The following is a 14,742-nucleotide window of genomic DNA, read 5'->3' as shown; positions in this document are numbered from 1 at the left end:
TGGCGATACGCCGGCAAGTCCACAGCAGTGCTGCTCCACGTGGCTCATACGGCGCAACAGTAGTCCGGCGGACGTGGCTGTTCACTGCTTCCGGCGGCGCGTAGGGGACTCCCCGGGTCACCCTGGCGGGGTCTCCCCATGAGTTAGCGGTATTACCGCGACGATCCCCCCGGAAGGCCGACTAGGACGCCAACCGGCGTAAGAAGGGGTCCAAGGGCGGCCGGCCACCAGCCTTCGACCCGCAGCGGTACAAGCAGCGTCATGCCGTGGAGTACGGCATCAAGTTGGCGGCCATCCGACGCCAACCCTGACTACGGATACATGTGGTGGCTCAACGACGGAGGCCGCGTGTTCCCCGCAGCACCCACCACCGGGCGATGTGCCCGAGGGAACCTTGGCCGCCATCTGCTGTGGGTGGACCCGGCCCGGGAACTGGTAATCGTCTCGCATTGGGGAAACGAGCCGGAGATCCTACTGCGGGATGTAAGCGCTGCCGTACCTCTGTCGGTCTCGTAGGCCGCACGGAGCCAAAGAGCGCAGGCAAGTCGGATCCGTTGGGCGCCGAGTTGATCGGCGAACACTCGTCGTCATCGACAAGATGATCATAACCGCGAGGCCATCGCCACGCTGCCCCTATCCGGTGAACACCGGACCACCGCGGCCCGAACGAATACGAAACTGTCTGGCACACCCGCGAGCACAACTACAGACGTCAATTGCGCCATCCTCAAGCAGCTGTCACCGATAAGTCGCCAGGCCAATCACAGCAATCCCCGAACTCCGGAAAAACGGACCGGCCTCACTTGACAGAACTCCCCTTGCGGTCAAACTTCTGAAGACTGGCTCGAATCCAGCTAATCGATCCCACGGAAATGGAGTCGTCATGCGTGGTCTGCGATTGCCACGAAGCCCATCCGTCCACCGGCCCTCGGGGCTGTCCAGGTATGTCGTCCCCCTGGTCGCCGCCCTGGCCGTGCTTGCCGTGCCGTCTGTCGCCTCCGCCTCGGTTGTCACGATAGAGCAACTTGCCACCGCCCGCTGGTCGACCCCGATCCAGTGCCCGGATGGCTCCGCCGCTTCCAACGGCCTCCTGATCGTGCAGTCGCAAAACTTTTTCGACGAGGGCGTGACGCCTGACCCTAATCCGCCCATTTCAGTCACGTTCCGGGGTCAATGCCCGGACGGCACCTTCAGCTGGGGCGCGGGGCAGCCGACCCACCTACCGACGACGCAGTTCGACCCGGACCTCGCATACGTGAGCGTCAGCGGCACATACGAAAACGTCCGGGACAACAGGGGCGGGCTACACACCGTCTCGGTCAACGCCAATTGGACCGCGACCGGACCGACCGTGACCGAGGACGACGGGCATGGAAACTGGCTCATCCAGCGCCCGGCGGCCGCGACGGCGACGATCATCTTCGACGGCAACACGGTCATCGACGGCACCGCCAACTACCCGAACCATACGCCGTTCATCCGAGTCGAGGCATTCAGCTACTAGGCGGTGTTTCGTGGGGCGTTGTTGTTGGTGCGTGGCGGTGGTCGGTAACTGAAGAGGTCTCCGGTAGTTGGTTCAGCGACCAAGCTGGGACTTCACACCGGAGACCTCGTGCCGAGCGTAGCGGCAGTGAGGCGACATGACCTGACCGATGTGCAGTGGGCGGTGCTGGAGCCGTTGCTGCCTGCGGGAACGGGTCATGCTCGACTGCGCAGATGGACCATGAGACTGGATCAACGTGCCCACTGGTGGTGCACAGTTCTGTGAGGTGCCCCCGGCGGGGCATGTCACAGAACTGCAAATGGTCGCTGCCCCCGCCGTCGTCGGCGGGCACAGCGTCGTTTGTGCTGGTGTGGCCGGTGGTGGCACGGGGGCCGTCTGCCGTGGCGCGGGTTAGCCGGGCCAGGTGTGGGGCGGCGTGGTGGCTGACGGTGGCTCGGAACGTGACGTGGTTGGTGCGGACGTCGTGGTGGATCTGTACGGCGAAGGCGTCCAGGAGGCGGCGGAGGCGGTCGGTCGGGAGTAGGCCGAGTTTGACTTCCATCTCGGGTAGGGCGGTGAGGATGTCGGCGCAACCGGGCTCGGCGGGCATGGTTTCTTCGAGGTGGGCGAGTTCGGCGGTCTTGGTTTCGCGGTCGCGGTCGAGTTGGGCTCGGCGTTCGGAGATTTCCGCGAAGACGGTGCCGTCGGGGTCGTCGTTCTCCTCGATGACGCGTAGGAGGCGTCGGCGGCGGGTGGTGATGTCGTCCAAGGTCCGTCGTAGGACGGCGATTTGTCGCCGTTGCTCGTCGGCTGCCTGTTGGGCGGTGATGTCGAGGCTGCGTTCGGCGAGTTGCACCCGGTCGGGGCCGAGGACGTAGGTGTTGAAGAACCGGTCGGCGAAGTCGAGCAGGACGTCTTCGGTCACGGAGATCATGCTCGGGTGGCCTTCGGGGATCGCGCGTTCTCGGGGTTGGCAGGAGTAGTAGGTGTATCCGGTGACGGTGCGGCCGAACATGCGTCGCTGGCACGGGGCGCACCAGACGTAGGAGCGCAGGGCGTAGACCCGTTTGGTCTGCCTATGCCGGTTGGGCGTTCCGTGGTGGGCGTCAGCGCGGGAGCGTTCTCGGGATCGGCTCACGTTCTGCGCGGCGAGGAACGTCTCGATCGGCACGATGCCCGGGTGGGTGGGTTGGGCGGAGACGATCCACTGTTCACGGGGGTTGACCTTGCCGGGGTGCAGTTTGTCTTTGGTCGAGCGCCGGTTCCAGACCATGTGGCCGGTGTACTTGGGGTTGACGAGGATCTCGCGGACGGCCGAGCCGGTCCATCGTCCGACCGCGCGGGCGGGGTCGACGGGTTGTGGGGGCGGGTAGCGGTCGAGGTCGATGTTGAGCCGCTCGGCGATGGCCCGGTACGACAGCTTCTCGTCGACGCGCCAGGCGTAGATTCGCTCGACCACCGGTCCGCGATTCGGGTCGATCTTCAGCTTGGTCTTGTGTTTGCCTTCCGCGCGTTTGGCGGGGACCGGGTGTTTGTGCTTCTCGGCGAGGTAGCCGTATGGAGGCTTGCCGACGTTCCAGCCCTGGGTGGTGTGTTCCTCGAAGCCGTCCCACGACTTCTCCAGCATCTCGATCATGTACCACTCGGCGACGCCCTGTTTGGTGCGGCGCAGGAGGATCTGGGCGGCGCGTTTGCGGCTGTTCGACTGCGTGATCGGCTCGTCGGCGGCTAGCAGGGGCACCCCGGCGAGTTCGAGGTCGTGCTCGATCTTGGTGCCCTGGTGGGTCCACCGGGCGATGCGGTCGATCGACTCGCAGATCACGACGTCGAAGCGGCGATCCGGTGAGGTGGCCTCATCGAGCATGTCGGCGAGGCCGCCGTCGCGGTGCACGGCGATGTCGAACTTCTGCCACGCGGTGCCCCGGCCGCGCTGGCTGAGTTCCTTGCGGGAGGATTCCACGTCCCAGAACCACGCGACGATGACCATGTTGGGCAGCAGAGCCCGTTCGGAGTTGGTCAACTGCCGGGGGATCGACAGGGTGGGGTCCTGCTGCTCCTCGGTCGAGGTACGCCCGAGGAACGCGACCCGTATCGTCCGCTGGGGTACGGGCGTGGTGGCGGGTGGGCGGAGCCAGTCGGGCAGGGTGCGCGTCACCGGTAGCCTCCGTCGCGGATGAGCTGGGTCAGGACGTTGATGTACTCGACGCTTCGCAGTCGCCAGGGCATGACCGGCCGCCGGTCACCGTCGCGGATTTCGGGGGCGTGGAGGAACTCGATGCCGGCGACCGCGAACGTGCGCAGGAGCACGGTGCTCGTCGTCGTGTGGCGGGATAGGCGGTGGACGTCGGTGCTGATCACGAAGTCGAATCGGCGTGCTGGCCGGTTCGCCTCGGTGAGCAGGTCATTCAGACCACCGTCACGGCTGATCTCTCGCTCGGTGTCGAGGAACAGGCTGGCGGGTGTCCGCTGGTAGTCGGGTCGGGTGCCGAGGTCGGAGAACACCGCCGTGATCGCGCCGTCAGGCAGCACCGAGACGCACCGCTGGTACTGACCGCCGAGCACACGGGTGGCCGTGGCGAGGTCGCTGGCCTCGGCGGTCCGGCCGTAGAACGCCACACGCGGAAGCACTGTCGTGCGGCGGATGTTCATGCCTCGGCCGAAGTGCCGGTGGTGCGGTCAGCGGCCCCCGGTGGGCGGACGGCGACGGTGACTGCCCCATCGTTCGGCGCTGTGGCTGGTTTGTCGTGGGGGCCGTAGACGACGATGCGCCCGCTGTCGTCGCGGGTAGCAGTGGCGTACATGACGCGTACCTCCTGCGGTTGGTTGGTGTCTGGTCAGGCGACGGCCGACCGCCGGTGCTGCCGGTCGGCCGGTGGACGTCGATCACCGCTCAACTCGGTGAAGGGATCAAGACCGCCCCGACGGCAGCACACTCCACGGCACGCCGAGTGGCCCGGAGGGTGACCGGTCAGGCGGGCTCGGCGCGGTGCCGCTGGTCGTGAAGCCAGGTCAGCACGTCGAGGATCACCTCGGCTTGCAGCACGGCCAGCCGCCGACCGGCGTCGCCGTCGAGCACGGTGACGTCGAATCGCACCTCCGGTGCATCACTGCGGGCGACCGTGACCTCTGCCGACTGCCCGTCACCGCGAGCCGGAGACTCCCGATCGGGCTGGGTCGACGCCCTGCGTTGTCTGCCGTGGCCCGGCTCAGGGGCGGACGGTCCGCGCCCGTCCGGTACGCCCGGATCGGGGTTGCGGGGGACGTGAGTAAAGGGAAGGAGAAACCCGGCGGGTGCCGGTTGGGGCCGGTCGCCGGGGCTGGTGGAGCTGGGCTTCGGCATGGGCGTGTGGGCCACGTCCGCCGACGAGCGCTGACACTAAGGGATTACAAATCCGGGCCTCGGATTGGAAACCCCGCCCCGCGCCGAACAACTCGCGTCCCCCGAGTTGCTTGGTTGAACAAGATCCTCAACGGGTTGAACACACAGGTCAGGCCCCTGAGGTGCCGACTTCCGGCGGCACGGGAGCGGCGTGGAACGCCGATGCGATCGGCGACAGATTGCACAGAATCTCTACCTGCTTGAACAAGATCATCTTCTGCTAGAACGCGCGGTCTGGCTGACCGTCTCGGGCCGTGGACGAGATCGCCATGAGGTGCGGTGCGCCAACACGCCCCGTCCGCCGACCTCGTCCGCCGTCCCGGACGGTCGGCGACCCCGTCCGCGCCTCGTCCTGCAAGGTCGTCTGCATCAACCAGTACGACTCCCTCCGTCCCCGTCCGCCGTCCGCGCCGGACGGCCTTCGTCCCCGCCGCCTGCTCGCCCCGTCCAACCATCCCCACCGCAGCGGCGCTCGTCCCATGGAGGGGTGACCAGCGGTAAGCCCCCGAAGCGGGGAGGCCCCCATCAAGGCTCGGATACCCGTATACATCGAGCGCCTTCATCGGATCACGATCGGCACGTCGGGTCGGCAGATGGTGATCCTCGCCGTGGTGCGTCTGCTGCTTTACGTGGCGGGCTGCGCCGCGCCACGCCGCGCCGCGCCACAAAGGAGCATCGCGGGTTGCTCGGCGCGACCGCTGCTACAGCTCGAATCCTCGGCACCCGCCGAGCATGCAGCGGTCGAGCTGATTAGCCGCAGAACACCTGCTGTTCAGGGTGAGGGTTCTAACGAGAGGTCTTACGAGCGATCCAACGAGGAACGCAACGACCACGAACAGCTGGGTGAACACGCCCCCTTGAACAGGTCGTACCCGCACGTGGACGGCGGTGAGGAGAAGCCGTGGACCGGAACCGACTGATAAGAGATATCCCTCCTACTCGCACATCTGCCACCGTCAGTCCCCGCCTGGCGGCGTCCGTCATGGCCGCCGAACCCGGCCGACTCACCCCGAGAACGACCCCTGCTTGGCGCGCTTCCAGAAGCCACGGGTGGTCGTGTTTCGTCCGAGCTCCACGTTCGCGCTCGCGACCGAACTGCGGGATGCCGTGCGCGACTATGCCTCGGATCCCGTCCCGGTCAGCTCGTGACCGTCGCCGTCGGTCGCCGACGCGAACCACGAGATCGGCGCAGCACTCACCGTGGTTGGCGAGGTGCGGCGTACCCCTGAAGCGCCTGGTCGACGGCGCGGCAGAAGTCCGTACTTGATGATCGTGGTGCCGGCCTCTTGGCGTCCGGAGCACGGCTCGACCTGGCCGCACGTCACGCACTCTCCGGTCGGTCGGACGGTCAGGTGGCGTTCAAGTTCGGCCTGGGCTCGTTCGACCTCTTCCATCGCGGTGCTGGCCAGGTAGATCGTGCTCATAGCGACCTCGACGATGGCGTAACGCGCAAGGCGCTCATCCGAACGAGTGCCGGTCGGGAGCTTGGGCCGAGCGGCGTGCCGTCTACCCGTAGCGCCAGACTGTTCCCGTTCAACGACCCGTGGCCGTGCATCCGGACCTGGTCACCGACGCAGGTGGCTCGTGGAGTCAGATTACGGTTTCCGTTCATGTGGTCCTGCTCCACGACCTCAACCACGTCGCCTAGCTATCACGGTTCCGGCCAGATCGAGTGCTACGGAAAGCGGATCACTCGCGGTGGCTGGCAGGTATCCCTGGTCCAACCCGCTCGCCTTCATCAAGGGGCGTAACGTTCCTTGGTGTTTGGCCGCGACAGCCGAGTGATTGATGAGGTCGCGCGCCGCGTTCGCGTCCTCGTCGTGGATCGCATCTGCCACCAGCTGTTTGATCAGGCCATCTACGACATCGGTTGGCAAGCCCGGCGAGAGGTCCAGGGCCGTCAACCCGAGGCGAACGCGGAACACTGCGAGCCCGGGAGTTCGCGGTACGGCGGACACTCGATCGACAAGGTCGGTGAAGTCGACGGCGACCGTCACCATGGCCAACTCCTGCCAGGTCTTGAGGAGCCCATGCACCGCTTGCTCCCACGGCGCCTCGATCTCGGTGGCCGCAAGGAAAGCCGCTGCTGACGGCCCTTCGTCCCGCAGCAGATGAGCGACGATCGCGACCTGTCGTCCATCAACGAGTGTCGGTCCGATGCCGTCGTATCGGCGTACATGGGTCACGGCGTCGTCCCACCGTCCGGCAAGGGTGAGGGCGCGGGTTCCGTCGGAGAGGAGGGTGCCGCGCAGCCAACTGTAGATCTGACTCAGTTCTTCGGGTTCGGCGGAAAGTTGTCGAGGGTGTATCTCCAGGCCAGCCAGATGAGCGGGAGTGCCGCCGACGATGGCCGTGTACAGGTGGGTGAGTAGGCGGTACGCGCCGTCGCCGTCGCCGTCACGAATGCTCAGGCGAGCGAGGTTGACGACTGGTTCGAGAGCGAAGCGGGCCGTGTAGCCGTTCAGCGGGGCTTGGCTGAGGTAGAGGCTGGCGTGGCGGCGGCACCAGGCGCGGGCAAGATTGGGGTCCCCGCAGTCGGAGGCGACGAGGGCCGCCCCGTTGAACACCATGGACGCCTTGTCCGGGTCGTTCTCGCGGTGTGCGGTCTCGGCGAGCCTGACGAGCCGGTCTACCCGAGCGTCCAGTGGTTTCGCGGGCGGTCGTTTGCGGGCGACGAGAGGGAAGCGGGCCGCGATGGTGGCGGCACGAAACGGAGTCATCATGTCCTCATCCGCTGCGGAAGGGCCGCATGTGGGCAACGAGGTGCGTTCGGGTCGTACGTGACGGCGCAGCCGCGCTCGTCCACCGGGGCGGGACAGGACACCGCCCCGGCCTGAAGGCGGTCAGAAGGAGATCGTGAGGATCGTGTCGGCTCGGCTGATGTCGCCGTGGCCGGCGGGCCGGGTTCCTGCCCGGTGCGCGGTGACGGTGGGCTGGTTGGGGCGGTTCGCCTCGTCCCATTGGTCAAGCAGGTTGGTCAGCTCGGTAGCGAGCGTGGTGGCGTCCGGGCCGTGGGCGATTGCGCCGAGTTCGTGGTGGCCGTTGCCCGCGTCTTGGAAGGCGAGGTAGGCGATGGTGCCGCCTTGGTAGATGGCGGCACCGGCCCATCGGTAGGCGGGGGTGACCAGTCCGCTGGTGCGGGCGGTATCACCGACGCCGAGGCGGCCGAACGGCTTGTTGGCGTGCACGATGAGCCACAGGTCGAGGTGGCCGATGGGGTCGGCGTCGCTGACCTGGATGCCGGTCCAGCGTTCGAGCCGGGGGTGGCTCAGAGCCTTGGCGAGGGCGGCGCGGTCGGGTTGGTTGGTGGCGTCGAGTTTGAGAACCACGTCGGTGTCGAGGCGTACGTGGTGGTCGGTGTGTTCGGTGCTGCCGCGCATGGGGACGAATCCGCAGACCAGCGGTGTCGTGGTGCTGACCAACTGGTGAGAGCCGGCGCGGTCGAAGGCGAAGCAGCGGGTCAGGCCGCTTTCGTGTACGCGCAGGGGCACGACGATGCGGCCGTGGTCGGCGAGTTGTTCCCACCAGGCGGCGGAGATGTCCCAGGCTCCGGCGGTGACGATGATCCGGTCGTAGGGCGCGTGATCGGGGTCGCCGAGGGCTCCGTCGCCGCAGATCACCTTCACGGTGTTGTAGCCGGCGCGGTCGAGGCCGGCGCGGGCGCCGTCGGCGAGGTCCTGGTCGAGTTCGATGGTGACGACCGTGCCGCCGGGGCTGGTCAGTTCGGCGAGTAGGGCGGCGTTGATGCCGGTGGCCGCGCCGATCTCCAGGACTCGGTGGCCGGGTTGTGGGGCGAGTTGTTCGAGCATGTCCGCGACGAGGCTGGGGCTCGACGCTGACGACAACGCCGCACCGCTGGGGTCTCGTTTGGTGACGATCTGGCGGCGGGTGTACACGGTTTCCAGGTCGACGCCGGGGAGGAACCGCTCGCGGGGCACCGTACGGAATGCGTGCGCGACGGCGGCGGATCGGATGTGGCCGCGCTGTTCGAGCGTGCTGGCGAGCTGTTCGCGGAGCGTCGCGGCACTCGACGTTGCCGGTGCGGTGGGGGAAGTGTTCACTGCGTTGACCCTACTTCCGATCTTGGCGGCGGGTTGATAGCCGGATGGGGTGTCGAAGGGGTGGTGGAAGGTGACGGTCACGGCCGCCGTCGCGAGTAGCCAGGTGTCGGTGGCGGAGATGCCGAGCCGGTTGAACAGGAACAGGAGGTGGTGCGTCAGCACCTCGCGTAGGTCGCGGGTCAGCGCGCCGTGTCGGTCGAGGAAGCCGAGGTCCGTGCCCGCCTGCTCGTGGGCTCTCGGCCATTGCGGGGTGATGACGAGCGGGCTTCTGGCCGTGTGGTCGGCTGCGGTGAGTAGGCGCTGCACCGCCGCGATGAGCCGTGGGCTCGGCGCGTGGGCGTTCGGCTGGTGCCGGCGCGAGGCGAGGAGCCGCCAGACGTCGCCCTGCTCGGAGAACTCCAGTCCGGCGGCGCGCATGAGGCGAGTGGCGAGCAGGACACCGAGTTCACGCCGATGGGCGCCGCCGGCGGTGGCGAGATGACCGAGGGTGTGGCGGCTGTCGGCGTGGAAGAGGGTGTGGGCGATCGTCATTGCCTGGTCCCCGCCGAAGGCGTACGCCTCGGGCCGGTAGACGGGCTCGGTGACACCGCGGACACGGTCGTCGTCGGTGATGGAGGCGAAAAGGGCGTAGACGCGGGCGAGCCGGTCGCCGGACAGTAGCCGCAGCCGCCACGTCTCGCTCTTGCGGATGAACCAGAAGGCGACGATCGCGCGGTGGTCTTCCGCAGCGGTGAGCTCAGGGGCGAGCCGCGTGGCGGCGAACTCCTCAGCGGTCTGCCAGTCCGAGAAGGTCAGGTTGAGTTGGCGCCATCGGCTTACCGGCGCTACGCCTGGTGGCTCGGTGTCGGGTTCGTGATCGAGATCCACAACGCTCTCCGTGTCTATTTGATCAGCAGGCTGGTGGCCCAGCGGAAGTCGGTGCCGGTCGCGACGGTGTGCAGGGTGAGGGCGATTCCGGCGGGGCCGGTGATCAAGCCGGATCGTGTCGGGGTGGTGTCCGTGGCGTGCTGGATCAGCAGGCGCACGATCTGGGGTAGCTGTTCCTGGAGGCTGGTGGTGCGGGCGTCGGCGGCGGCAGACCAGGCCGTAGCGGCAAGCCCTGCCCAGCCGTGACACAGCGACGGATCGACGATCCGGCTGAGTTGGCGGGGATCGGCCAGGCAGAAGGTCAGGGCCTCTTCCGCCGCCTCTTGCCGGGCGGCGTCGTCGAGAGCGATCCCGGCCAACTGCTGGGCGCGGGCGACTCCAGGGGTGCCGTAGCACCAGGACGGCCGCGCCGGTCCGCCCATGGAGGGCCTCCCGGCGTGCAACTCCGCGAGGGTGATCTTCTCCGGCCACCATGGACCCGCAGGGCTTGCCTGCTGCCAGCAGTCGAGCCACGCGCAGATCCGGCGAATCGCCTCCGCGTGCCCCGGTACCCGAATGTCCTGCCGCATTGCCAGCGCCAGGAGAGCCAAAGGGCCGGCGATGCCGTGCGCCATGCCGACGTTGGCATGCCCACCCTGCTCCGAACCTTCGCGGTCGGCGGGGTCTGCGCTCCACCACCCCGGCGCGAGTCGACCTGCGGCGTCGTCGGTCTGCGCCGGCTCGGTGAGCCGGACCAGGTACGCCAGTACCCGCCGGAGCAGATGTCCGTCCGGGGCGCGGCGCAGCAGGTGGGCTCCCAGGCCGGTCAGCCCTCGTACGAGATCGAACTCCGACAGCGAGGGCCGGGTACGCGCCGCGAGGCGTGCCGTGGCAGCGACCAGGCGGCGTTCCACCAGATCGTCGAGGGCATGATCAAGCGCGTCCAGGGCTGCCGGGCGGGAGTGCGGCATGGCCATGGTCAGCGCGTGGGTGACAGCGGGTGCGCCGAACCAGAGTCCGGCTCCGCTGCCGTTGTTCAGCGGGTCAGCGGTCGCGCGTCGCAGCCATTCATGGACCGGTTCCCACCCACCGTGTCCCGTTTGCGCTCGCACTCCGTGCAGGAGTGCCACCCCGGCGGCACCCCGGGACAGCGACTGGGCGTACCAGCGGGTACTACGTGGCCCATAGTCGTCCGCTGCGAAATCCGGGGGCGGCGGCTCGGTAAGGGTGTCGGTGATGCACGCGGCCATCGCCTCGGCCGCCCGCAGTAACGGAGTCCTCATCAGTGTTTCGGTCATCGGGACGCTCCTTCGGCGCGCACCCGGCGGCGCACCGCCGCCAGCGCGACATGGCGGGCTAACCGATACGTGAGCTGTTCGGCGTCTTCGTCCGGGCCGAGAGCGCGAACGACGTGCAGGTGTATCAGCGACGCGAGCACCGAGGCGGGGGTGAGCGGGCCGGCGACGGCGGACAGTTCGGCGGCGTACCGGGTTGCGGCCGTGGAGCGTTCCTGCCACGCATGCTGGATGGGCTCCGGAAGTTCGCCCGGGTTGAGGGTGACTGCTTGACGCAGCACGTCTCGCTGGACCGGTGCCTGCCCGGTCTGCTCGGGGCGCGCCACCAGCCACTCGCATCCGTTGGTGCGGCTGCCGAGCATCGAGACGGCCAGGTCGACCATGCTCAGGGCGGTCAGTGCCTGCCGATCGATCCCAGACGCGGGCTGCGCAACCAGCTGCGCCAGGGCTGCGGTGGAGTCGGCGGCGAAGAGTTCCTCGGCCGCTGCCAGCACGGTGCCACAGCCGTACCGACCGGACTCGGGATGGTAGGTGTCCAGGCTCCAATCGCCGGCAAGGCGCTGCTGTCGGAGCCCGGCGACCCACCGCCCGACCCGTACCGCCGCGTCGCCGTAGTCATCGGTGTGCAGTCGTAGTCGAAGATGCGGGGTGGGGCGTTGGATACGCACGAACCACCACAGCGGCGGCTCGGGCCAGTCGGCGAGCAGCGCGGGCAGCCCTCGCGTCAAGACCAGCTCCATCGTCGAAGGATCGACGGCTACCGAAGCGGACAGCAGGCCAGTGGCACCCGGTATGACCGGCTCGGGGGGAACGGGCGAAGGCCATGCGCCTCGTGCGCCCGCAGCCGGCGCGGCAGCGGGTGCAACCGTCGAGGCGACTGGCACGACGATCTCGTGGGCGCGGCCGGAGAGCCAACCGAAATCCTCCGGGCTCGCCGCGTCCACCACGGTTACCGGTCCGGCGCTGGCGTCCAGGTGGGCACGCAGCAGGGCACGATCCATGGACTGATCGAGGTTGAGCCGAAGCCGCTGGTCACCGTTGCCGACCTGCACCCATGCCGGCAGCCGCAGCCTCGTCCGCAGCGCCTCCCAGGCCGACAACCATTCGCCATCGCCGGCGTCCGCACCGGGCAGGGACGTCGGATCGACGCGCCACCGGGCCGCCACCAGGAGGACACGGTCGTACCTCAGCGCGGGTCGAAACGGCAAGCATGAAGCCGCACCCCAGTCGAACGGTTTCAGCCGGGCATCCGTGGCTCGCGGCAACTCCAGGAGAAACCGGCCGAGCAACGGCATCGTGTGTACGGCAGCCGCGTGCCCCACTGTCGGCTCCACCACCCGCCGCCGCGACATCGACACCAGCACCAGCCGATCCCGGCCGGCGGTCACACCGAGGTCGTCGAGGCCAATCACGTTCTCGGCCACGGGCCGGTGCTCGGCCAGGCTGACCAGCCACGGCAGTACCTGCCGGGAGTTGAGCACGTTCTGGCTGTGTAGCTTGCGCGGCGGGAAGCTCAGTTACGCCGGCATGGCCCCGGCCACCGCGACCGGAAGGCGGGCGAACTCCCGGCACATCAACTCCCGGTCGGCGTAGGGCAGCCTGTCGAGGAAGCGCCCGCTCGTCGCCATCGCCGAGCGGCCCATGCCGGTCAGCGCGACAGTGAACCGTCCCTGTGTCAGCGCCTCCAGCGAGACCGCGCGGACCTCTGCCGAAACGTCGACGTGAGGGCTGACAGGCCCGGTGACCCGGCCAGTGCCGGCGAGCCATTCGACGGCCGCGTCATCGAGAACCACCTCACGAGCACCATCGATCACCGCCTGCTGAGCCATCGCGAGCAGACGCTTGTCACGGTCGGACAGCAGAGCCACCGGCGCATCGGCCACAGTGGCGAAGTGTGCTGGGAAGCCCAACCCGACGAGCGGATCTACCAGCCGAGCGAGCGGCACCACAGCCGTCATCCCGTAACGGTCGACGAACCGGGCACGGTACGCACACCACTCGGGCCGCCCCGCCGGATCCGGCGTCAGCCGTCGTAACACCTCCACCGAAGCGGCGATCTCGGCGGCGAGCTGCTCCGGCAGGGCGACCTGATCCGCGAGCTGAAGGTCCACCGCGAGCGGCTGGGTGGCCGGTGCCACGCTGCGCATATCGTCGGCGAGCCCACGAAGGTACGTCGTGCTCCCCGCGCTGATACCACCGAGACGACCATGCAGCGAGCGCAGTTCGGCCCGAAGGGCTCGCTGTCCCTCAGGAGCACCGTCGAACATCGCATCGATGGTGTCCAGGACATGCCTGATCGAGTCTGTGCACGTCGATGGTGGTCGGAGAGCGGAGATCAACACGCCGTGGTCCACCAGGCCGGCAACCATCGCGTCAGCGGACCCGCGTGGGAAGCCTGGAAACGCAGCAGCGACCGTGTCGACCAGCTCAGCCCACGGCAACGGGGAATGGGCGAGCGAAAGCGCCAGCCGTACCGCTTTGGTGTTCCTGACCGAGGTCGACTCCGCACGTGCAGAGGCATGCGGTCGGCGCGCCACGACGATCCGAGGCCCGGTCACCGGCGCCAGGTTGTTCGCCTGCACGGGCAGACGGCGGCGCACGTTGGGCTCAGCTTCCAGGCGCGCAATCAGGGACGCGAGCCAACTCGCGTCCGGCCGTACCCGGATCGCGGGCCGCCCTGCCGGCACCACCGCAGCCACCGTGTCGAACCGCAGGGTCGCCACCCCCGAGAACAACCCGAAGGGCGTCGCACGCCGCTGCGCACGGACCAGGTACCGCGCCAGCGCCAGCGCCATCCGCCACCCTCGGTCCGGAGTAGCGCTCCCGGTGGCGAGGACCGCTTCTACGCGAGCAGCGAACTCGGGGCTGGCGGCCCAGATAGCCTCGGCCAGGCCGACCTTCCGCCACGTCGCTTGCAACCAGTTCGCGATACCGGAGGCGTCGCTCCGCTCCGGCCAAGGCGCTGGGCCGTCGGGCCATGAGTGAGCGGCAATGCGGATCGTCGCGGCATCGACCGACCGAAACATGAGTCGTCCTCCTTCCGTCACGAGGCGCTCCTCCAGGGACATGGCTGGATGGGGGTGCTGGTTCCGGCAGGCATCGGGGGATCGCCTGCCGGAACCAGCGGGGGTGTTCGGTCAGCAGTCGCTGCCCTTCACGGTGTCGCAGCCGTCGTCCGTGTCGGCCAGCAGGGCGGCGGCGACCGGACCCTCCGTGACGATCTGCACGTCGAGCTCGAACGGGTCGTTGCTGACGGCGAGCAGGCTGTTCATGGCAACCTCCAATGGGACTGGGATGATGGGTGGGCAGGTAGCCCCCGCAGCTACCGGCACGTTGGCTGGCGGATCGATCCGCCTTCCTGGAACGAAGCCCCAAGAGAACTCGCGACGTTCGGCCTGCCCGCCGCCACGCCCTCCCTGGCAGCGACAGCGGGCAGGAGCCCCAGTTATGCCGGATGGCGATCAGCGCTCGTGGCGTCCATGCCGCTCCTCCCGCACCTCGGACGTGGGGGTCCGCCGCGAAACTGTCGCCACGTGACCCCACTTCAAGCCGTATACACATCGCTTGTTGTGCTTCCACGATCGCGGTTCTTGCGCAGCCCCCGGAACACCGACCAATGGGGAAAGTTGGGGGGAGACCTACCGGTCGCCGCACGGTTGACCAGGGGTTTCTATACGG

11 protein-coding genes and 1 pseudogene are annotated in these 14,742 nt (G+C 68.2%); 2 read left to right on the top strand and 10 right to left on the bottom strand.

The window, feature by feature from the left end; translation table 11 throughout:
- Positions 1-883 precede the first annotated feature (883 nt).
- Positions 884-1,504 (top strand): hypothetical protein, encoded by a 621-nt coding sequence (locus tag O7615_RS07480; protein WP_278176618.1) that lies wholly within the window; start codon positions 884-886, stop codon positions 1,502-1,504.
- On the opposite strand, the gene O7615_RS07475 is transcribed toward O7615_RS07480, so the two are convergent.
- From O7615_RS07475 to O7615_RS07465, 3 genes are all read right to left on the bottom strand, one after another.
- Entirely contained in the window at positions 1,494-3,638 is a 2,145-nt protein-coding gene (locus O7615_RS07475) for a recombinase family protein (protein WP_278176617.1), read from the bottom strand. The genes O7615_RS07480 and O7615_RS07475 overlap by 11 nt on opposite strands.
- Complete coding sequence (locus O7615_RS07470) at positions 3,635-4,111, bottom strand: hypothetical protein (RefSeq protein ID WP_278176615.1); 477 nt, start codon at positions 4,109-4,111, stop codon at positions 3,635-3,637. Before O7615_RS07470 ends, O7615_RS07475 begins: the two co-directional genes overlap by 4 nt.
- 340 nt (positions 4,112-4,451) lie before the next feature.
- Positions 4,452-4,577: a hypothetical protein gene (locus tag O7615_RS07465; RefSeq protein ID WP_278176614.1), complete on the bottom strand. Its 126-nt coding sequence runs from the start codon at positions 4,575-4,577 to the stop codon at positions 4,452-4,454.
- An 878-nt stretch (positions 4,578-5,455) separates the two neighbouring features.
- On the opposite strand from O7615_RS07465, the gene O7615_RS07460 reads away from it, so the two are divergent.
- Positions 5,456-5,782 carry a hypothetical protein gene (locus tag O7615_RS07460; protein ID WP_278176613.1) on the top strand — a complete coding sequence of 109 codons (327 nt, stop codon included), beginning with the start codon at positions 5,456-5,458 and terminating at the stop codon, positions 5,780-5,782.
- 195 nt (positions 5,783-5,977) lie between these two features.
- Here the strand turns inward: O7615_RS07460 and O7615_RS07455 are convergent, their stop codons facing one another.
- From O7615_RS07455 to O7615_RS07425, 7 genes and pseudogenes are all read right to left on the bottom strand, one after another.
- Complete coding sequence (locus tag O7615_RS07455) at positions 5,978-6,286, bottom strand: hypothetical protein (RefSeq protein WP_278176611.1); 309 nt, start codon at positions 6,284-6,286, stop codon at positions 5,978-5,980.
- A 207-nt stretch (positions 6,287-6,493) separates the two neighbouring features.
- Positions 6,494-7,585, bottom strand: a complete 1,092-nt coding sequence (locus tag O7615_RS07450; RefSeq protein ID WP_278176610.1) for a hypothetical protein — start codon at positions 7,583-7,585, stop codon at positions 6,494-6,496.
- A 120-nt stretch (positions 7,586-7,705) separates the two neighbouring features.
- The gene (gene fxlM / locus O7615_RS07445; RefSeq protein ID WP_278176609.1) at positions 7,706-9,790 is read right to left on the bottom strand and encodes a methyltransferase, FxLD system; all 2,085 of its coding nucleotides are present in this window, start codon (positions 9,788-9,790) and stop codon (positions 7,706-7,708) included.
- A gap of 14 nt (positions 9,791-9,804) precedes the next feature.
- Positions 9,805-11,067 (bottom strand): lanthionine synthetase C family protein, encoded by a 1,263-nt coding sequence (locus O7615_RS07440; protein ID WP_278176608.1) that lies wholly within the window; start codon positions 11,065-11,067, stop codon positions 9,805-9,807.
- Complete coding sequence (locus tag O7615_RS07435; RefSeq protein WP_278182005.1) at positions 11,064-12,065, bottom strand: thiopeptide-type bacteriocin biosynthesis protein; 1,002 nt, start codon at positions 12,063-12,065, stop codon at positions 11,064-11,066. The genes O7615_RS07440 and O7615_RS07435 overlap by 4 nt, the downstream gene beginning before the upstream one ends.
- Positions 12,060-14,090, bottom strand: a pseudogene (locus O7615_RS07430) (lantibiotic dehydratase family protein); the annotation flags it as partial. The pseudogene O7615_RS07430 and the gene O7615_RS07435, both read right to left, overlap by 6 nt.
- Positions 14,091-14,201: 111 nt before the next feature.
- Positions 14,202-14,336, bottom strand: a complete 135-nt coding sequence (locus tag O7615_RS07425; protein ID WP_016815038.1) for an FxLD family lanthipeptide — start codon at positions 14,334-14,336, stop codon at positions 14,202-14,204.
- Between the last annotated feature and the right edge of the window lie 406 nt (positions 14,337-14,742).

It is taken from the genome of Micromonospora sp. WMMD1082 (assembly GCF_029626175.1).
Taxonomy (GTDB): Bacteria; Actinomycetota; Actinomycetes; order Mycobacteriales; family Micromonosporaceae; genus Micromonospora.
The sequence above is the reverse complement of the archived record's forward strand: the minus strand, read 5'-3'. Positions and strand labels throughout refer to the sequence as shown.